Raw genomic sequence first — 19,087 nt, 5'->3', positions numbered from 1 at the left:
GTCGACTTCAGAGATATTTCCGGATGCCGACTAGCTATGCAAAATCAAATGGGTTTTGGCCAGAAAATTGGCCTTAATCAATGCTACAGCTTTCGGCGACTTCCCAATAAATTCAAGGGGTCGAGCGGAACCGTGTTGCGTTTTCAGTAGCTTGCTCCCGCTTCTGGGCCACTACTGGGCGTTGCAAGGTTCTTGCTTATTGAGGAGGTGACTTTAAACGAGACACCGCCTCGGTGCGCGTTTCTCACTGATTCTTGCTCGGAGCGTGTCCGCACATTGCGCCGCTCCACTGGCCATGGACACGGTTCATCAGCAGGTTCTTAACCGAACCTTCGTCTGAGACCACTCCATCCATCGGCAGCTGCTGCCTCACTTTGGAAGTATTTTCCATGCAAATGCGCGAAGCCCCTCTGGTCCAGGAACCAGAGGGGCATTCGCCACCGGAAGCGAGCTTACTTGGCCGCCGCCTTGACCTCTGCAACCGCCTTGTTCAGTTCATCAACGAGAGTCTTCACAGCCTCGTCTTCACTTTGTTCGGTGGTTTGGGTGTGGGAGACGGCAACGACGTTGTCGCCAACTACGCCCTGAATCTGGTACGAACCGCCCGGCACTTCAGCACCGTTCATGGTCATGGCGGTGTGGGTAGCGATAGTCTTGTCTGCGTCAGACTCAGCATCCAGGATCTTGGCAGAGGCCGAAACTTCCTGGCCTGCTACCTTCATCGAGAAGTCCTCGCAACCCTGCAAGTCCTTGGCATCTGCCATCTTGTTGATTGCTTCCAGCTTGGCAGCATCCTCGTAGCCAGCGACCGAATAGCTGCTGCTCTCACCGGCCTCGCCGACGACAATCGCTGCAGCCATGTTGACGCCGTCCAGGTCCTGGGTTCCCTGCTGCGCAACGTATTCCGCGCACTGCGCTGGTTCGATCTCCATCTGATCGATCAGTCCCTTTGCGCTTTCAACCGAGGCGCTCAGCGCAGCGCTATCCAGAACCTGCACATTCGGTTCGTCTCCACCGAGAGTTTTGGCGACCGCAGCGGCTTGCTCGGCGGTCAGCGCCGGGACTGCCGTGCTTTCCTGTTCCTGAGGGGCCTCCGAAGAGCCTGCAGCTCCTTCGGTTCCCGAATTCGAGCTGCAACCGGTCAGTGCCAGGGCAACTGCTACGGGCAGCACCCAGAGTGAACGCTTTTTCATGGTGATTTCCTCACTATGGTGATGATAAGCCACCCCCAGCATTTCACAATATGTTGGAAATAAAAAGACAACAAGAGAGTGTTGCAGCGAATGGACTTGGGCAAGCTGTTCACTTGAATCGTCAAGAGCTGGTCAAGCGCCACCCACTGCCAGGAAAGCATCAGTCAAAGAGAAATCCGCAGGTGCCACACATGGACAAGCCCCTGGCAGTCGAATCGCACTTCAACTGCCAGGGGCTTCAATGTGACTCGGAAGATGCATTGCTTCTCGGCAAACTATCCGCGTCGCTACCGCCACGGGCATCCCGCTCCTACGCGCAGCACCGCCTGATATTGGCGAGTCGGGGCACCGAGCACATACGACTATTGCTTTCGAACCGCGTCGATTTCGGCGAACGCACGATCCGTCAATTCCACGGCTTGCGCGGCCAGCTCAGCTGCTTGCTGCGAACCTGTCTGCAAGGTAACCAGGACGAAATCGCCGTCCCGCAGCGCCTGCACCACGACCGAGGTCAATAGCTGTCCTCCACCTGCGTCCATTTGAGTCGACATGGTCAACGACTGGTCAGCTTTGACATCCAAGGGCAGGATCTGGCGTTCAGTTTCGATTTTTTCGCCACCGGTCTCAACGGTGACGTTTTCGCATCCCTCTAGATCATCCAGGGTCAGCGCCTGTGAAACGTTGTTGCGGGTGGCATCGTCTGTCAAGGAGAAGACCTGCACGACCTTGCCGACGGATTCCGAGGAGCTGGTTGCCGTTGCGGATACGGATGCTGTCAAGTCGGTGACTGAATACTTGGCATTCAACTCGGCGCATTTCTCCGGCTTGATGCCGCTGGGAGCCTTCGCATTCTTGGCAATTTCCAGTTGCTGCTGCATTTGCTCGTTGCCGACCACCTGAACTGCGTTGTCGCCTTCCATAAGCTTGGAAGCGACGGATTTCACCTGCTCGGCAGTGAGCGCGCCATCCGAGGCAGCCTCTTTCTGGCTGTCCACGGAGGTCGTTGAAGCAGCCGATTGCGCAGGTTCACTAGCTGAATTTGAAGAACAGCCGGCCAGCATCATGCTCACCGCCAATGGCAGGGCCCAAAGGGTTAAACGCTTAGTCATTTACTGCTTTCCGTTGTTGCCGCCGAAGAGCCGACGACGTCGTAAAAATAAACTACTGGGTCAGCTGGCCCATGAGCTTTTGAAGGATCTCTGACGCTTCTTCAACTTCATTCGCGGTGTTCCCCGCTGATGTGGAGCGCTGTAGGCCGAGAAGGACATTCGAGCTGGCAGTGCGAATGATCAGCTGCTGCTGGGTCGACGACCCATCACTGCTGGTGATCACATACCCATCGGATAATCCTGCTGAAGAATCTATGGGCTGCTTGGCAAGATGATAGGCACGAGTCTCGTTGCCCCGCTTTACGGTGTACCGCGCGCAATCAGCGTTGGCCGCCGTCTTGGCATCCCATTGGGCCTGCAAGAATTCAGAATCCTTGTAGATTGCGACCGTGAGGTAGCTGTCCTCGAATTCAACGGCGCCCATCGTGGCGTTCCTCAATTGATCGGCTACTGGCTCAGCAAAAGTGACCCCGCATTTGCTGGGATTCACTTTGACGTTCTCGATCCATTCCTGGGCTTGCGGAATGTTCTCACGAAGTTGCTTGTCGCTGATGACCTCGGAATTCTTTTCTCCTTGGGCGAATTCCTCGAGCAGGTTCTCCAGCTGTGCGCCATCGAGGCGAACCTGGGCTACCGGTGATGCGCCGACTTCGGCTTCTGGTGAGCTGCACCCGCTCATCAGGAGTACTGCTGCGCACATAGCAGCGCCCAAGTGCGCTCTAGCGCCAAAGCCTCGAACCACCAATTTTCCCATCACCGTCGCCGTTACACCTTCGAGTCTAGAAGACCGCGGATCATTCGCTGGGCATTGTTGCTTCCGCGTTGGGCGCAAGACGAAACATCACGAGGACAATGCCGGGGTCGACATTTTCATTGCGGCGCCCGTCGCGCGATCGGGTTGCGCTGCAATTCCCCACGGCATCGAGGCTCGCTGTGCTGAAGCCATACAGGAATCTGCGAACGAATCAGCATCGTCGGCTTCGAAAATTAACGCTTTTCCATGGCGCCGGCTTCGGAGATCAGAACAGGATCGTCGCGAAGGTTCCGACCTGTTCAAATCCGATGCGCTGATATGTCTTAATCGCAGCGGTGTTGAAATCGTTGACGTAGAGGCTCACGACTGGCGCGAACTGCATTGCGTAGTCCACAGCGGAGGCCATGTAGCCGGCAGCCAACCCCTGTCCGCGGTACATCGGATTCACCCAAACACCTTGGATTTGCACAACTTCATCGGTGACCGTGCCCAGGTCAGCCTTGAAAATCACGTTGCCCCGCTGGTCGCAGTCCATGAGGGTATGCCCGTCACGAATTAGCTGGCGTACACGATTGCGGTAGAAGCTTCCCCCGTTTTCCAACGGCGAATAGCCAAGTTCCTCTTCGAACATTGCTGCGCTGGCCGGCAGCACTCGATCGAATTCCTGGACCTGGGCCGGACGGAGCCGATTGCGTCGAACGCCCGACGGGTTGTGCGAGATCGCCATTAATGGCTGATTCGCCCGGAGCTCGAAAATTTCTTGCGGACCGTCCCGCAAGACCTCATGCATGGCCAGCACGGTTTCCGCCGGGCCGAAGACCGAGGCGAATCGCTGGCGGGTCTCGATGGCATGCATGGCGAATTTCTGGGCATCGGCCTCCGGCATGGCGGTGGGCGCCATATTGGCGCCCACCCAGCATGCCGATTCAAGGCCTTCACTGCCGTCCAAGCCAACGATATGGGCAAAGCCATCTGGAACCGCTGACTTGTGGATGTTCACCTGCGAACGGGTGAAGATGTTGGCGACGGGGTCGCGATCGAGCAACTCGATGAGGGCGGCCGTGTCACGACGGCCCAAGATGCGCGGCGCTCCCTCGACGCTTCGTCGGCTAGTTCTAGCTGACGGAGACCACGGGAGAACCCGAGGAAGGATTCTCGTCATTGTCCAGTCCCATTTCTGCCGCCAAACGGTTGGCTTCTTCGATCAAAGTCTCGACAATCTGGTCTTCCTGGACGGTCTTGATGACCTCGCCCTTGACGAAGATCTGTCCCTTGCCGTTGCCCGAAGCTACACCGAGGTCCGCATCGCGGGCTTCGCCCGGTCCGTTGACGACGCAGCCCATGACTGCCACGCGCAGTGGAGCCTTCATGCCTTCCAGCCCAGCAGTAACCTGCTCAGCCAAAGTGTAGACATCCACCTGGGCACGACCGCAGGATGGGCAGGAAACGATGTCCAGCTTGCGCGGACGCAGGTTCAGCGATTCCAGGATCTGGTTGCCGACCTTGACTTCCTCGACCGGTGGGGCCGACAGCGATACGCGAATGGTGTCACCAATGCCCTGGGAAAGCAGTGCACCGAAAGCGGTCGCGGACTTGATGGTGCCCTGGAACGCAGGACCGGCCTCGGTCACGCCCAGATGCAGCGGCCAGTCGCCGCGCTCTGCCAGCATCTCGTAGGCGCGGACCATGATCACCGGGTCGTTGTGCTTGACCGAGATCTTGAAGTCGTGGAAGCCGTGTTCCTCGAACAGGGAGGCTTCCCAGACAGCCGATTCGACCAGTGCTTCAGGGGTGGCCTTGCCGTACTTCTGCAGCAGGCGGCGGTCCAGTGAGCCGGCGTTGACGCCAATGCGGATCGACGTGCCGTGGTCCTTGGCAGCCTGTGCGATTTCCTTGACCTGGTCATCGAACTGTCGGATATTGCCCGGGTTCACGCGTACGGCGCCGCAGCCTGCCTCGATGGCGGCGTAGACGTACTTCGGCTGGAAGTGGATGTCGGCGATGACCGGGATCTGCGACTTCATCGCGATGATCTTCAGCGCTTCCGCGTCCTTGTCCGTTGGGCAGGCAACGCGCACGATGTCGCAGCCGGCAGCGGTCAGCTCAGCGATCTGCTGCAGGGTGGCGTTGATGTCGTGGGTCTTGGTGGTGGTCATCGACTGGACCGAAATCGGCGAGTCGGAGCCGACACCTACGGATCCAACCTGGAACTGGCGAGTCTTACGACGTGGTGCGAGTACCGGCGGTGGGCCTGCCGGCATGCCTAGGCTGACCGAAGTCAATGGACGCCTCCGAATAGATTGTGGGTATTTCTCTACTCCAAGTATGTCACCGTATCGCGGTGAGCGGGTATTGATGCGAGAAAGGCCACGGGAACCGTGGCCTTTCTCCCGTCATTTTGCAGCTGGAGCCTGCGAAAGCCTAGTTGGCTGCGGCGATTTCCTTGATGCTCTTCAGCACGCCGGAAACCTGCTCGACAACTTCAGCGTCGTCCTTCGGGTGCAGTTCTGCGAAGCGCACTACCGAGTTCGGGATGGCCAGCTTGACGTTTTCAAGTACGTTGGCGCCGGCGATGTTCAGTGCCTTGCGTGCTTCGTCCTGTGCCCAGACGCCGCCGTACTGTCCGAAGGCGGTGCCCAGGACTACGGTTGGCATGTCCTTTAGTGCACCGGCACCGAAGGGACGGGACAGCCAGTCGATGGCGTTCTTCAAGACAGCTGGCATGGTGCCGTTGTACTCGGGGGTGACCAGCATCAGCGCGTCTGCTTCGCCGGCTGCGTCGCGCAGGGCCTGGGCTGCTGCTGGAACGCCACCTTCCACGTCATGGTCCTCGTTGTAGAACGGGATATTCTCCAAGCCGCTGAACACTGAAACTTCCATGCCTTCGGGGGCGTTGTGCGAAGTGGCTTCCGCCAGCTGCTGGTTGGTCGAACCGTTGCGCAGGGAACCGACGAGGGTGAGGACTTTGGTGGTCATAAGGTGTTCTCCTTGGGGCAGAATAAATAGAAAGCTGACGCTTCATCTACTTTCAACCGCATCGCCAAACCGGGCATTCCGCCGATTCCAGTGACATGGGACACAGTAGTCGCTTTCTCCGGTCAGTCCATTCCCGGCTTGCGGCGAAGCTGCTTCGTGGCCGAGCGATTGGCCTTGGCGCTCAGCCTGCGCCGGTGCGATCCCCGGGTGGCTTTCGTTGCTTTGCGCGCGGGCGCATCCGGGGCCAGGGCTTTTTCGATGATGCGTCCCAGCTTCTCCTGCGCAATCTGGCGGTTGCGCCATTGAGATCGTTCCTCGGCGGCAGTCACGACCAGTGCTCCAGCCACGAGGCGCGGTCCGAGTTTCTCGAGCAGCCTCTGGCGCTGCCAGTCGGACAATGCCCGTGAAGCGCCAATCACCCAAGCGAGCTCCACGCGGGAGTCAGAGGTATTCACATGCTGGCCGCCTGGGCCTGAAGAACGGGAGAAATGCCATTTCAGCTCCGCTGCAGGGATCGCCAGTGCCGGCGTAATCTGCACATCCATGATGCTCTCCCCTTTCTTCTCCCCTACCAGTCTGGGCCATCGATGCCGTTTAAGGCAGCCAGCCTCCGCCGTTCTTGGTACAGAACAACGGAGGCTGGCACATGCAACCTGTCGCCTAGGAAGCGAATTCCTTCAGCAGGCCCATGACCGGGTTCCATTCTGTGATGGTGGCCGAGCCGACTGCGCCAACCAGCTGGAATGGGTCATTGGACAGCACGTCTTCCAATGCCACTTGCGATTCGGCTGCGAAGATCAACAGCGCGCCGTCGCTGACCGGAGTTGGCCCCGAAGCCAGAAGGCGTACCGATCCTTCGCCAAGGAATCCCCCGAGGTACTCGCGGTGCGCTGGACGGTGTTCGTCGCGCAGCTCGGTGGAATTTTCGGCGTAAGCGTATTCAACAGCAAAAACAGTCATGTCTACAGCTTATTTCTCTCGTCTCAGAACAGTTGTATCGGCTTGAAGATATCCGCATATATTAAGAGCCCGCCCATGACCAGCATCGCCACCACGACGACATAGGTCAGGGGCAGTAGCTTGACCGTGTCAACCGGCTTGACCTTCTTGATCTTGAAGATCCGTGCAAACATGCGCTTCAGCCCCTCGTACAACGCGCCCACCACGTGGCCGCCATCCAGCGGCAGCAGCGGGATCAGGTTGAAGGCGAACAGCGCCAAGTTCAGGCCCCCGACGAGCGACAGCAACGTTGCGAATTTGTCGGCGACCGAGATGGAATCCTCGGCGCTGATCTCTCCGGCGATGCGTCCAACGCCCACAATGGACACCGGCCCGTTGGGGTCGCGTTCCTCATTGCCGAAGGCCGCTTGGGCGACATCCACCATGCGCTGGGGTAGGTGAAGGATGACGTCACCGATCTTCAGCAGCTGCTCCCCGATCACACCGGGAACCGCGCTCAGGGGCTGGGTCAAGTCGCGTTGCAAAGAGCCCATCCCGACGAAACCGACCTTGGTCATGATGTATTCGCCGTGCTCATCGAGCAGCACATAGCCGTTCTCGTCAGTGGCCGGACGCTCGGTCAGGTACGGGGTCAGCTCAGTGGTGTGGCTCTGCCCGTCACGGGAGTATTCCAGGGTGATGGGCTCTCCTGGGTGATCGCGGATGACATCGGTGAGCTTGTTCCACTCGGCTTGCGCGACAGGGGTGCCGTTCACCGCGGTAATCGTATCGCCGGGCAGCAGGCCAGCCTCGTAGGCAGGAGCCGGGACGTCCTCGTCGGTGCATTCGGTCTGCTCCGCGTTCTGCGCGCTGGCAATGCACTGGTACACCTCGGAGACCGTGGTGGTCGGGGTGGCCTGCCCGAAACTGGTGAGCACTATGGCGATCACCACGAACCCGATGAGCAGGTTCATGATCGGGCCGCCGAGCATGATGATCACGCGCTTGTAGATCGGCAGCTGGTAGAACAACCGGCCTTCATCGCTGGGCAGCACGTTTTCGTTGGCCTGCGAACGCGCGTCATCGACCATCTGGCCGAAGACCTTCTGGAAGAGATTCGGCTTCTTCCCCGGAGCATCGGCAGCGACCTGCTCGCGTGGCGGGTACATGCCGACCATCGAGATGTAGCCGCCCAGTGGCAGCGCCTTGATGCCGTATTGGGTTTCACCCCGCTTGAAGGAAACCAGTGTCTTGCCGAAACCGATCATGTACTGCGGAACCCGCAGCTTGAAGAGCTTCGCGGGCACCAGGTGCCCTATTTCATGCAGCGCGATGGACAGCCCGACGGCTACCAGCATGAACACGACGCCGCCGATGAACAGCAATGCACTCATGCGCCCGCCTCGATGATCTTCGTTGCATGGGCGCGGGCCCAACGATCGGTTTCCAGCACTGTTTCCACCGACAGCTCGGCATTCACCGGGGTGTACGCGTCCAGTGCGCGTTCAATGGTCTCGACGATGCCGGTGAAGCGGATCTTTCCATCATGGAAGGCATCCACTGCAACTTCGTTGGCGGCGTTGTAGACGGCCATATGCGTCCCCGACGAGGACGCTGCCTGCTTGGCAAGCTTCACAGCGCTGAAGACTTCTTCATCCAGCGGTTCAAAGGTCCAGCTGGCCGCGGTGGAGAAATCGCAGGCCTTCGCGGCCCCGTCGACCCGATGCGGCCAATTGATGCCCAGGGCGATGGGCAGGCGCATGTCCGGCGGCGATGCCTGGGCAATCACCGAACCGTCGATGAACTCCACCATCGAGTGGACGATGGACTGCCGGTGCACCACGGGCTCGATCTTCTTCAGCGGCACGTCGAAAAGCAGGTGGGCTTCGATGACTTCCAGGGCCTTGTTGACCATGGTGGCCGAGTTGGTGGTGACCATGCGCCCCATGTCCCAGGTCGGGTGGGCCAGTGCCTGGGCAGGGGTGACATCACGCAGCTGCTCGTAGCTGCAGCCGAAGAATGGGCCTCCGGAGGCCGTGACCAGCAACTTGGCCACTTCCTCCGGCGCACCAGAGCGCAGGGCCTGGGCAAGGGCGGAGTGCTCGGAGTCTACCGGCGAGATCTGGCCAGGGGCTGCGATCTGCTTGACTACCTGGCCTCCGATGATCAGGGATTCCTTGTTTGCCAGGGCCAGCAGGTGGCCGGCTTCCAGCGCAGCGATGGTCGGAGCCAGTCCAATGGCACCGGTGATGCCATTGAGCACTACGTCGGCCTCGGCGAACGCGGCTACCTCGGTGGCTGCCTGCGCGCCAACCACCAGCTCGGGTTCGTATCCGGTCACCGATGCGTCCTCGGCGGCCTCCTGGATGGCCGCGGCCAGCTCATCCTTTGATTCCACGGCGCTGCCGACCATTGCAGGACGGTGCTTGATGGCCTGGCGAGCCAACAGTTCAAGGTTATATCCGCCGGATAAGGCGGCCACGGAGAATTGGCCGGATGCCTCTTCGATGACGTCCAGTCCCTGCGTACCGATGGAACCGGTGGAACCGATCAGGCTGACTCGACGGGGATGCCCGGCTGGAATGAAGGTTTTATGGAAGCTCACCTAACCTATTATGGTTCGTTTAACTGTGAGCGCCCAAAGAGCGCCACACCCTGGAATCAGAATGCGGCGCTCCCTGCGGGTGGTGTTCAGAGACCAAGGCTGCGGGCAATGAGCATCTGCTGGACCTGCGTGGTCCCTTCTCCGATTTCCAGGATCTTCGAATCGCGGTAGTGGCGTGCCACCAATGACTCATTCATGAATCCGTACCCGCCAAAGATCTGGGTAGCATCTCTTGCATTGTCCATCGCCGCTTCGCTGGCAATCAGCTTGGCGTGCGCGGCTTCAATCTTGAAGTCCTTGCCGGCAAGCATTTTTGCCGCGGCCGCGTAATAGGCCAAGCGGGCAGTGTGGGCGCGCGAGGCCATGCGGGCAATCATGAAGGAAATGCCCTGGTACTGGCCGATTGCCTGGCCGAAGGAGGTACGGGTCTTGGCATATTTAACCGCCTCGTCAAGGCAGCCCTGCGCAGCGCCGGTGGCCAGGGCGGCGATGGCGATGCGTCCTTCGTCGAGGATTTCCAGGAAGTAGGCGTATCCGCGTCCGCGCTCGCCCAGCAGGTTCTCCTCCGGAACCCGCACTCCGCTGAAGCTCAGCGGATGGGTATCGCTGGCACGCCAGCCGACCTTGTCGTAGGCCTTTTCCGCGGTGAATCCCTCGGTACCGGTCGGCACGATGATGGCAGAGATTTCCTTTTTACCGGTTGCTTCATCGACGCCAGTCACTGCGGTAGCCGTGACGAGGGAGGTGATATCGGTGCCGGAGTTGGTGATGAATTCCTTGGCGCCGTCGATGACCCACTGGCCACTTTCAAGTTTCGCCTTGGTCAAGGATGCTGATGCATCGGATCCTGCGCCCGGCTCGGTCAGGCCGAAACCGGCCAAACGTTCACCAGCGGCCAGGTCAGGCAGCCACTTCTGCTTTTGCTCCTCGCTGCCGAAGCGGTAGATCGGCATCGCGCCCAGGGAGACACCGGCTTCCAGGGTGATGGCTACCGACTGGTCGACCTTGCCCAGCTCTTCAAGCGCCAGCGCGAGGTGGAAGTAGTCGCCGCCGGAACCGCCGAATTCTTCGGAGACCGGAAGTCCAAAGAGACCCATCTCCCCCATTTGCTTGACGATGTCGTAAGGGAAGGCATGGTTCGCATCGTTCTGCGCGCTCTGCGGAGCAACGACTTCTCGGGCGAATTCGCGGACCATGTCAACCAGGTCTTGATGCTGGTCGTCGAGTTCGAGGTCAATCATCAGGCTCTCTCTTCGTTGAGGGACGAACCGACACCGGCTGCGGAGTGTGCATTATCCGATGGCGGTCATGTTCTGCGCTTGGTGCGCGAGTTTCTTGGAAGCGCACGCTGCGACGAGTATGGTTAATATTTATTAACTGGTCACTGCCTACGGGTGGGTAGAACAGCTACATTTTTGACAGTAGTGGCAGCCGTCACAGTTGTCCAGACTGGGCTTGGCAAACGTAAGGAGTTGATGGTGTTGGCGAGCAAATATCAATCGCTCAATGAACCAACAGATCGCGAGCGCGCCAAAGCTGAACGACGCGAAGCGCTGTTACGCGAAGCCACGAGGCTATTTGCCTTGAATGGCTACGCGGGCGTTTCCCTGGAAGACCTCGGCGCGGCCTGCGGAATTTCCGGTCCGGCAGTGTACCGGCATTTCGCTGGCAAGCAGGCCGTGCTTATCGCCCTGCTAGTAGACATGTCCAAAGACATCTACGCCGGAGGTTGCACAGCGGCGGAAGCCGGCGGCACTCCCCTGGAGGTGCTGTCGCGCTTGGTGGATTTCCACACCGATTTCTCGCTGTCCCGCCCGGATATCCTGCAGGTCCAAGACCGCGACCTGAAATCGTTGCCGAAGGCCGAGCTGGAACTGGTTCGCAAACTCCAGAACTCCTATATCGGGCTATGGACTACCGAATTGGCAAAATTGCATCCCACCGGAAGCAAGCAGTCGCACCGGTTCCGTGCGCATGCTGTCTTCGGCTTGCTTAACTCAACAGCCCATTCCGCTCACTCACCGAGGACTAAAAAATCGGGTTTGAAGCCGTTATTGTCCAATATGGCACTCGCGGCGCTCACTTCCCCGGTAGTGTAGGTTTCAAGCCACTATTCCCTGGCGTGCCGAAACCGGCACGCTGACCCATACGATTGAAAGGCCTTTATCGTGCAGCTACGTGAAGTCCGCCCTTCCGACTTGGACGCATTCTTCGCTCACCAGCAAGAACCCGAGGCGAACCTCATGGCCGCTTATCAGGCGCGTAACCCAGCCGACCGCGCGGTATTCGACCACCACTGGAACTCGATTCTGAACGATCCTAATGTTCTAGTTCGCACCATCGAGCATGAGGGCGAAGTCGTTGGATCCATTCTGGTCTTCGACGGCGAAGTACCAGAAATCAATTTCTGGACTTCGACCAAGTACTGGGGCAAGGGACTGACCACCAGCGCAGTAGAAGCATTCCTTGCCGAATACACCAAGCGCCCCTTGACCGCACACGTGGTCCAGGACAACCTGGGTTCGATCAAGGTCCTGGAACGCCGCGGTTTCAAGACCATCGGCACCGAGCAGATCTTCTCCAACGCCCGTGCAGAGGTTGTCACCGAAAACGTCATGCAGCTGGATTAATTTCCCAACGCATTAAGCAAGAGCTGGCTCTCAATTGAGAGCCGGCTCTTGCTTCTTAACACGGTCCTGCAGCCAAAGTTGGCCCCTCGGCGGGCCGCAACGTTGCCTTCGTTCTGCGAAAGGCAACGTTGTTTCCGCGGGAGGCTGGCTGGGCGTCTGTTCATCGGAATTGAGCCTTCACCCAACCTGCCGGGCACAACGCTGTGGTACTCAACTCCCGTCTTCCGCGGGCCTGCAAGCACCGCTTTCAACGTGCGGACAACCGCAAAATGCCATGGCGGGCGAAAGGGGCGCGTTTCCAATGGCAATATTGGAAACGCGCCCCATTCGCTGTTCAGCGCAATGCCTACTTCGTGTTGTTCAGCAGGCGCCAAGCCTCTCGGCGTACTGCCTGCTCATGCGGATCCGGAACAGGTGCCGCAGCCAACAGCCGCTTTGTGTATTCATGGGTTGGGGCGTGCAGCACGGTGTCCACCATGCCCTGCTCAACCGCCTTGCCGGATTGCATCACCACGACCGCGTCCGCCAGCATGTCCACGACCGCCAGGTCATGGCTGACGAAGAGGCAGGCGAAGTTGAAGTCCCGCTGCAGCTCCTGGAGCATTTCCAGGACAACTGCCTGCACCGACACGTCCAAGGCGCTGGTCGGCTCATCGGCGATCAGCAGCTCCGGGTTCAAGGTCAACGCACGGGCAATGCAAATACGCTGGCGCTGGCCGCCGGAAAGCTCGTGCGGGTACCGGTTGATCACGTTGCGCGGCATCTTCACGGCATCGAGCAATTCTTCGGCACGCTTGGTGCGCTCGGCCTTGCTGCCGATCTTGTGCACCACCATGGGTTCTGTGATGCATTCTCCAATCGGGAATCGCGGGTTCAGGGATGCGGCCGGGTCCTGGAAGATCACGCCGATGTCCTTGCGGACCTTGCGTGCTTCCTTCGGGGAAAGCTTGGGCAGGTTGTGGCCCCTGACCGACAAGGTGCCGCTAGCTACCGGCAACAGGCCCAGCACCGCCTTGGCAATTGTGGACTTGCCCGAGCCGGACTCGCCCACAATGCCCAGGACTTCGCCCTTGGCAACATCGAAGCTCACGTTTTCCACGGCGCGGAAGATCTTCCCGCGCATGTCGTACTCCAGCACGAGGTCCTTGGCTTCCAGAACCAGCTCGCGCCCTGGAGGGGCGGTTTCCGAGCTGTGCGCAGCGGCCTGCGTGGTGACAACGGCCGGAGTGGACAGGCGGGGCACCGCAGCCAGCAGGCGCTGGGTGTATGGATGCTCTGGGCGCAGCAATACCTGATCCACGGTGCCCGTCTCCACGAGGTTGCCCTGGAACATCACTGCCACTTCATCGGCCATATCCGCAACAACACCCATATTGTGGGTGATGAGCAGGATGCCGGTATTCAGCCGGTCTTTCAGCTCGCGCAGCAGATCGAGGATCTCGGCCTGCACCGTCACATCAAGTGCGGTGGTCGGCTCATCGGCGATGATGACCTTCGGGTCGCAGGAGATCGCCATGGCGATGACGATGCGCTGCCGCTGGCCGCCGGAGAACTGGTGCGGGTACTGCTTGATGCGCTTGGCGGGATCCGGGATGCCCACCATTTCCAGCAGCTCGATAGCCCGGTCGGTCGCTTCCTTGCCGTAGGCGATGTCGTGCAGTTCCAGCGCTTCGGTCAGCTGGCGCTCGATGGTGAGCACCGGGTTCAGTGCCGTCATCGGCTCCTGGAAGACCATGGCGATATCGGTGGCGCGCATCTTGCGCAGCTTGCCTTCGTCCAGGCCAACTACGTTGACGTTTCCGACCTTGGCGGCACCGGAGACATTCGCGTTTTCCGGCAGCAGGCCCATGGCCGCCGTCGAGGTGACCGACTTGCCGGAACCGGACTCGCCGACCAGCGCGACGACCTGCCCCGGGCGGACGGCCAAGGACAAGCCCTTGACCGCGTGGACGTCGGCACCGCCGGTGGCAAAGACGACGTTGAGGTCGTTGAAGCTCAGTGCGAAGTCTTCTGAGCCTTGTTCATTCATTGGTGCTGCGTGGCTCATGGCTTCTCCTTGCGGGTTGGAAGGGCGAACATGCCAGCGCGGCGGCGGCGCTTCTTTCCGACCTGGCGCGGGTCGAAAGCATCGCGCAGGCCGTCACCCAGGAAGTTCACCGACAGGGCGATGGCAACGATGATCATGCCTGGCCACCAGAACAGCCATGGACGGGTGGTGAAGGCGTTCTGGTACTGGCTGATCAGCAAGCCCAGCGAGGATTCCGGGGCCTTCACGCCGAAGCCGAGGTAGGACAGCGAGGACTCCAGCAGGATCGCGCCGGCGATCGCGAAGGTGGCGTTCACGATGATCACGCCCATGGTGTTCGGGATCAGGTGCTTGAAGATCACGCGGCTGGTCTTCGAGCCCATGGCCTGGGCTGCGGCCACGTATTCGCGTTCGCGCAGCGACAGGATTTCGCCGCGGACCAGTCGGGCCAGTCCGGTCCAGGTCACCAATCCGAGCACCAGGGCCAGTGTGATGATGGAGCCGGTGGAGGCACCGGCCATCTTGCCGAGCACTGCCGCCAGGACCAGCAGCGGGATCACGATGAACAGGTCGGTAATGCGCATCAGGATTTCATCGACCCAGCCGCGGAAGTAGCCGGAAACAGCTCCGATGACGGTTCCCAGGACGGTGGCGACCAGGCCGACGACGACGCCGATGATGATGGACTTCTGCGTTCCGTTCATGACCAGCGCGAAGTAGTCCTTGCCCACAGAGTCCTGCCCGAAGGGGTGCTCGCCGATGCGGAAGCCTTCGCCGCCGAGCCAGGTGGGAACCAGGCTCAGCGTCGGCTTGCCGCCGTCCACGACCGCTCCGGCATGGTAGTAGTTCTGCCCCCACCAGCCGGGGAACGGGCCCCAGCCGATGGAGCTGAATGCGAAAACGGTGATGACGATCAGCACGATCGTGGAAATCATCGCCGGCTTGTGGCTGACGAAGCGATCGAAGACGATGCGTCCCTGGCTCTTCGGCTTTTCGTGGATCTGAGCCAGCTTGGCGTCTTCCACCTCGGCCACGGAAGACAGGTTTTGCGGCTCGTTCAAGTTGTTATTCGTGGTGCTCATCGCTGGTCCTTAGGGTTGCAGGCATGAAGGATATTCATTGGTTCATGCCTCCTAGACTCGGATTCGTGGGTCAAGCAGGGCGTAAACGATATCCGCCAGCAAGTTGAAGAGGATAGCGGCGGTACCGGTAACCAGGAAGAACGCCATCACAGGTGCCGGGTCGACATGGTCCAGGCCGGTGGCGAACATTTCGCCCATGCCCTTCCAGCCGAACACGCGCTCGGTGATCACTGCGCCGCCGATCAGGCCGGCGAAGTCGAAGGCGGCGATGGTGGCAATGGGGATCATGGCATTGCGGAACGCATGGCGGAAGATCACGGTTCGTTCGCTCAAGCCCTTGGAGCGCGCGGTGCGGATGTAATCCTGGCGCTGCACTTCGAGCATGGAGGAACGCGTGTAGCGCGAGTAGCTGGCCAGGGAGATCACCGCGAGCAGGATCGTTGGCATCAGCAGCTGGGTGCCGTTATCCAGGAAGTGGTCCCAGAAGCCGCCCTCGAGGTTGGCCGTGGAGGAACCGATGGTCGCGATGGGGCGTCCCTTGACGTCCAGGAACCCGGGCCACGCACGGAACAGGTGGTCGATAACGGTCAACGCTGCGCCGGCGACACCGGTGATGATGGAAACGGACATGGCTGCCTTGCGCAGGCGGCCTCCCATGAAACGCCCGATGGCTGCCGGGATCACTACCGCGAGAACCAGGCCGAAGAAGAGGATCCAGCCATTTGGCTCCAGCAGCATGTAGAAGGTCGCGTAGTACATGGCCAGGACCAGCACCACGGTAATCAATGCCGGGTACAGCACGCGCTTTTCCTTCAGGCCAACGCTCATGGCGGTGGCGCTCAGGGCCAGCAGAGCCGTCAGCACGATGATGATGGCCGGGCCCATTTGCGGGTAGCGGTAGAAATTCAGCCACAGGCTGTACTGCAGCACCAGCGGGACGAAAACCGCGGAGGCGAAGAAGGTGATGCCACGGCGCTTGAGCGAGCCGCCGAGGAACATCTGCAGGACGAGGCCGACAACGATGCCTATGGCTATGGACGTCCCCACGGATATCTGCGGATCGGCCAGCCAGTCGTTGTAGCTGATCGCCAGGTACTCCTTGAGCAGCACAGCTGCCCAGAAGACGGGAAGCGAGAAGAAGAGGAAGGTCAGGAAGGTAACGATGTAATCCAATCCGGAGTACTGGCGGATTGCAGTCAGCACGCCAATGGCGATACCCAGAACCGCGGCAATCACCGTAGCGAGCACGACCAGGCGCAAGGTGGATGATGCGGCGTTGGCCAGCAGGCCGGAGACCTCTACGCCGTTGATATTCCGGCCCAGGTCGCATTGGCCAATCAGGCACTTGCTGGCACCTGTCAGCCAGTCCCAGTAGCGGCCGTACCACGGTGCATCCAGGTTCATGTATTCCACACGCTGGGCCATCAGGTACTCGCGGTTATCCGCGTTGCTTTCGCGGAGGTCCTTGAGCGGGTCGCCTGAATTGATAACCAGTACGTAGAGCAAGAGCGATGCGGCAAACAGCACTGCCAGCGCTGAGCCCAGTCTCTTGGCGATAAATTTCCACACGGTTCTAATGTCCTACTTTCATCTCACGGAAGTGAGCCGGCCCTTGCGGTTGGGGACCTTTGAACACACTGCGGGGCCCGACTTGTGATCGGGCCCCGCACGTGTTCGCTCACGTTGTGCAAGTACGCTGCCTAGGGCAATTACTCAGCACGTACCCACTGCTCGGCGTTCCAGACGATCTGGTCCTGCGTTGCGGTGTGGCGGACATTCTGGATATCCGAACCCGAGGCGCTCAAGCCTGGGTGGGCGAATACCGGGATGCCGAACAGGTCATCCCACAGCAGCTTCTCGATCTTCTTGGTCTGTTCCGCGTGGACTGCTGGGTCCAGCGAACTTGCCAGGGTCTCCCATGCGGCGTCGACTTCAGGGTTCGAGTACTGGCCGAAGTTCTGCGGCTTGCCGGTGGCGTAGATGTTCTGGCCGGAGGTGATCTGGCCGGAACCTGCCCAAGCGAACAGCGCTACCTCGTAGTCGCCACGATCCTGTGCACCATTTGGCGAGAAGAAGTCAGCCGAACCGGAGTCCACGATCTTGAAGCCGGCTTCGTCACAGGAGGACTTGATGGCCGAAACCTCGTTGGCACGACGCTCGTTAGGTGCCGAGTAGCCGATGCGCACTTCGGTGCCAACAGCATCCTGCTCTTCGAGGATCTTCTTTGCGCCCTCGATGTCCACTTCGTCGTAGCGGCCGTCATAGGATGCGTCCACTACTTCCTGGTAGTTGTCCTGGAATGGGAAGACTTCGCGGGCGTTCATCACGATGGCGTCAGGGTTCAGCGGCTTGACCAGGTTGTCAACAATCTGCTGGCGTGGAACGCACATGGCGAAGGCCTTGCGCAGTTCCAGGTTGGTCATTGCGTTGCCCTCGGCAAAGTTGAAGTCAAGGTGCTCCCAGGTCAGGGTGTCACCCTTCTGGATAGCCACCGCGTCGCCCAGGTTCTCCAGCTGCGCGAGCGTATCCACGGTCGGCTGCGGATTGATGACGTCGACGTCCTTGTTCTGCAGCGCCTGGACCATGCTGGCGTCTTCAAGGAATCGGAAGGTCAATTCCTTGGTTGCCGGTGCAGGGCCGTAGTAGTTCTCGTTGGCAACCAGAGTTACGGATTCGCCAGCCTTCCAGCTGCCCAGCTTGTACGGGCCGGATACAGGCGAGATCTTCTCATCGGGCAGCTTGCCCGGGTCGGTCATCCAGCCTTCGTTCCAGAAGTCGGCTGCCTTCTTCAGCTTGTCGGACTCCCCGGCGCGGATGGCGCTGACGAGTTCTTCGGTGCTCATGCCCGATTCCTCGGCCACAACATGCGCTGGGTGCAGCATCCAGGTCTGCAGAGCCCAGTCCGGATCAGGCTCGGCGAACTCAACAGTGAATTCCTTGCCGTCCCAGTCGCCCTGCGGGCCTTCTGGCACGGTGTCGCCGAGATCAACGGAAACCGAGTTGAACAGCGGCTTTTCCTTGGAACCCTCATTGAGGTTCAGGTTCTGCACTGCCCATGCGAACACGGAGTCGGCGACGGTGATCGGGGTGCCGTCAGACCACTTGGCATCTTCAGCGATCGTGTACTTGATGGTGAGCGGGTCGTCGCTGACCTTTTCGTAGCTGCCCAAAGCCTCGTTCGGGTACAGGGTGCCGTCGGTGCCGAAGTAGCTGAAGCCGGCAAACATGCGATCCACGATCGCCGAGTTGTAGGTGGAGTACGTGTTCGGAGTAAAGCCGTTGTAGCTGATGAATTCCGGTGCACCCACGGTGACGTTGATGGTGTCGTCGGCAGTGGTGATATCACCGAGATCAGCCTTGCCGCTGTTCGCTGCTTCTGCCGAGCCGTTGCCTCCACCTGCGTTGGCATCCTTCGATGCGTCTGCGCCGGTGTCTCCGCCGCCTGGAGCACAAGCCGACAGGGCCAGGGCCAGGGCAGCTCCTACAGCTACTGCTTTCGAAACGCGCTGAAACCGCATTTCGCCTCCTAGAGTTCTTGAATGGTACGAGTTCCGGATCGGTGGATCCACTGTGGATCAGATCACATGATCAATCCATTGAGGAATAGACTAACCCGAATTTTCTGGCTTGGATATAGAAAGAAGCGCTTCAGATCTCCGCCACCCCCTGCCCCTGAGAGTCATTCGCAATGCGCTTGTTACTCGTCAGTTTTCGAGACGCACCTCACATCCCCGAGATTTCAAGGGTTTCTTTCAGATTGGGAAAAATCAATC

At 59.9% G+C, this 19,087-nt stretch carries 17 protein-coding genes; 2 read left to right on the top strand and 15 right to left on the bottom strand.

The window, feature by feature from the left end:
* Nucleotides 1-452 precede the first annotated feature (452 nt).
* The 11 genes from BKX98_RS07660 to BKX98_RS07610 form a co-directional block, all read right to left on the bottom strand.
* Nucleotides 453-1,193 (bottom strand): hypothetical protein, encoded by a 741-nt coding sequence (locus BKX98_RS07660; protein WP_038989677.1) that lies wholly within the window; start codon nt 1,191-1,193, stop codon nt 453-455.
* Between the two features lie 362 nt (nt 1,194-1,555).
* Nucleotides 1,556-2,302, bottom strand: a complete 747-nt coding sequence (locus BKX98_RS07655; protein WP_143181055.1) for a hypothetical protein — start codon at nt 2,300-2,302, stop codon at nt 1,556-1,558.
* A 52-nt stretch (nt 2,303-2,354) separates the two neighbouring features.
* On the bottom strand, nt 2,355-3,059 hold the full coding sequence (locus BKX98_RS07650; RefSeq protein WP_143181054.1) for a hypothetical protein: 705 nt from the start codon (nt 3,057-3,059) through the stop codon (nt 2,355-2,357).
* A gap of 262 nt (nt 3,060-3,321) precedes the next feature.
* Complete coding sequence (locus tag BKX98_RS07645; protein ID WP_083586685.1) at nt 3,322-4,134, bottom strand: DUF4081 domain-containing GNAT family N-acetyltransferase; 813 nt, start codon at nt 4,132-4,134, stop codon at nt 3,322-3,324.
* 37 nt (nt 4,135-4,171) lie between these two features.
* Nucleotides 4,172-5,338 (bottom strand): flavodoxin-dependent (E)-4-hydroxy-3-methylbut-2-enyl-diphosphate synthase, encoded by a 1,167-nt coding sequence (gene ispG, locus BKX98_RS07640; RefSeq protein ID WP_038989684.1) that lies wholly within the window; start codon nt 5,336-5,338, stop codon nt 4,172-4,174.
* A 139-nt stretch (nt 5,339-5,477) separates the two neighbouring features.
* Nucleotides 5,478-6,032 (bottom strand): NAD(P)H-dependent oxidoreductase, encoded by a 555-nt coding sequence (locus BKX98_RS07635; protein WP_073706740.1) that lies wholly within the window; start codon nt 6,030-6,032, stop codon nt 5,478-5,480.
* A gap of 122 nt (nt 6,033-6,154) precedes the next feature.
* Nucleotides 6,155-6,577: an alternative ribosome rescue aminoacyl-tRNA hydrolase ArfB gene (gene arfB / locus BKX98_RS07630; protein ID WP_038989686.1), complete on the bottom strand. Its 423-nt coding sequence runs from the start codon at nt 6,575-6,577 to the stop codon at nt 6,155-6,157.
* Nucleotides 6,578-6,692: 115 nt separating this feature from the next.
* Nucleotides 6,693-6,992, bottom strand: a complete 300-nt coding sequence (locus BKX98_RS07625; RefSeq protein ID WP_038989687.1) for a YciI family protein — start codon at nt 6,990-6,992, stop codon at nt 6,693-6,695.
* A gap of 23 nt (nt 6,993-7,015) precedes the next feature.
* Nucleotides 7,016-8,365: an RIP metalloprotease gene (locus BKX98_RS07620; RefSeq protein WP_073706739.1), complete on the bottom strand. Its 1,350-nt coding sequence runs from the start codon at nt 8,363-8,365 to the stop codon at nt 7,016-7,018.
* Nucleotides 8,362-9,576 carry a 1-deoxy-D-xylulose-5-phosphate reductoisomerase gene (gene dxr / locus BKX98_RS07615; RefSeq protein ID WP_073706738.1) on the bottom strand — a complete coding sequence of 405 codons (1,215 nt, stop codon included), beginning with the start codon at nt 9,574-9,576 and terminating at the stop codon, nt 8,362-8,364. The genes BKX98_RS07620 and dxr overlap by 4 nt, the downstream gene beginning before the upstream one ends.
* Nucleotides 9,577-9,662: 86 nt before the next feature.
* Nucleotides 9,663-10,817, bottom strand: a complete 1,155-nt coding sequence (locus BKX98_RS07610) for an acyl-CoA dehydrogenase family protein (protein ID WP_038989689.1) — start codon at nt 10,815-10,817, stop codon at nt 9,663-9,665.
* 183 nt (nt 10,818-11,000) lie between these two features.
* On the opposite strand from BKX98_RS07610, the gene BKX98_RS07605 reads away from it, so the two are divergent.
* Together BKX98_RS07605 and BKX98_RS07600 are read left to right on the top strand one after the other, a co-directional pair.
* Nucleotides 11,001-11,675 (top strand): TetR/AcrR family transcriptional regulator, encoded by a 675-nt coding sequence (locus BKX98_RS07605; protein ID WP_223308907.1) that lies wholly within the window; start codon nt 11,001-11,003, stop codon nt 11,673-11,675.
* A 69-nt stretch (nt 11,676-11,744) separates the two neighbouring features.
* Nucleotides 11,745-12,206, top strand: a complete 462-nt coding sequence (locus BKX98_RS07600; protein ID WP_038989691.1) for a GNAT family N-acetyltransferase — start codon at nt 11,745-11,747, stop codon at nt 12,204-12,206.
* Between the two features lie 346 nt (nt 12,207-12,552).
* On the opposite strand, the gene BKX98_RS07595 is transcribed toward BKX98_RS07600, so the two are convergent.
* From BKX98_RS07595 to BKX98_RS07580, 4 genes are all read right to left on the bottom strand, one after another.
* The gene (locus BKX98_RS07595) at nt 12,553-14,253 is read right to left on the bottom strand and encodes an ABC transporter ATP-binding protein (RefSeq protein WP_073706737.1); all 1,701 of its coding nucleotides are present in this window, start codon (nt 14,251-14,253) and stop codon (nt 12,553-12,555) included.
* Complete coding sequence (locus tag BKX98_RS07590; RefSeq protein ID WP_038989696.1) at nt 14,250-15,314, bottom strand: ABC transporter permease; 1,065 nt, start codon at nt 15,312-15,314, stop codon at nt 14,250-14,252. The genes BKX98_RS07595 and BKX98_RS07590 overlap by 4 nt, the downstream gene beginning before the upstream one ends.
* Before the next feature lie 51 nt (nt 15,315-15,365).
* A complete protein-coding gene (locus BKX98_RS07585; protein ID WP_073706736.1) occupies nt 15,366-16,883 on the bottom strand; it encodes an ABC transporter permease in 1,518 nt (505 codons plus the stop codon).
* 140 nt (nt 16,884-17,023) lie between these two features.
* Nucleotides 17,024-18,832, bottom strand: coding sequence for an ABC transporter family substrate-binding protein (locus tag BKX98_RS07580; protein ID WP_038989700.1), 1,809 nt, complete (start codon nt 18,830-18,832; stop codon nt 17,024-17,026).
* Nucleotides 18,833-19,087: the final 255 nt, after the last annotated feature.

It is taken from the genome of Glutamicibacter sp. 0426 (genome assembly GCF_001906485.1).
Taxonomy (GTDB): Bacteria; Actinomycetota; Actinomycetes; order Actinomycetales; family Micrococcaceae; genus Glutamicibacter; species Glutamicibacter nicotianae.
Note: the sequence above shows the minus strand (reverse complement) of the source record. Positions and strands in the feature narration are given on the sequence as shown.

Excerpts from the sequence above, each read along its gene's own strand:
- BKX98_RS07660 (WP_038989677.1), bottom strand. The coding sequence starts at position 1,193 with ATGAAAAAGCGTTCACTCTGGGTGCTGCCCGTAGCAGTTGCCCTGGCA.
- BKX98_RS07655 (WP_143181055.1), bottom strand. The coding sequence starts at position 2,302 with ATGACTAAGCGTTTAACCCTTTGGGCCCTGCCATTGGCGGTGAGCATG.
- BKX98_RS07635 (WP_073706740.1), bottom strand. The coding sequence starts at position 6,032 with ATGACCACCAAAGTCCTCACCCTCGTCGGTTCCCTGCGCAACGGTTCG.
- arfB (WP_038989686.1), bottom strand. The coding sequence starts at position 6,577 with ATGGATGTGCAGATTACGCCGGCACTGGCGATCCCTGCAGCGGAGCTG.
- BKX98_RS07625 (WP_038989687.1), bottom strand. The coding sequence starts at position 6,992 with ATGACTGTTTTTGCTGTTGAATACGCTTACGCCGAAAATTCCACCGAG.
- BKX98_RS07620 (WP_073706739.1), bottom strand. The coding sequence starts at position 8,365 with ATGAGTGCATTGCTGTTCATCGGCGGCGTCGTGTTCATGCTGGTAGCC.
- BKX98_RS07610 (WP_038989689.1), bottom strand. The coding sequence starts at position 10,817 with ATGATTGACCTCGAACTCGACGACCAGCATCAAGACCTGGTTGACATG.
- BKX98_RS07595 (WP_073706737.1), bottom strand. The coding sequence starts at position 14,253 with ATGAGCCACGCAGCACCAATGAATGAACAAGGCTCAGAAGACTTCGCA.
- BKX98_RS07590 (WP_038989696.1), bottom strand. The coding sequence starts at position 15,314 with ATGAGCACCACGAATAACAACTTGAACGAGCCGCAAAACCTGTCTTCC.
- BKX98_RS07580 (WP_038989700.1), bottom strand. The coding sequence starts at position 18,832 with ATGCGGTTTCAGCGCGTTTCGAAAGCAGTAGCTGTAGGAGCTGCCCTG.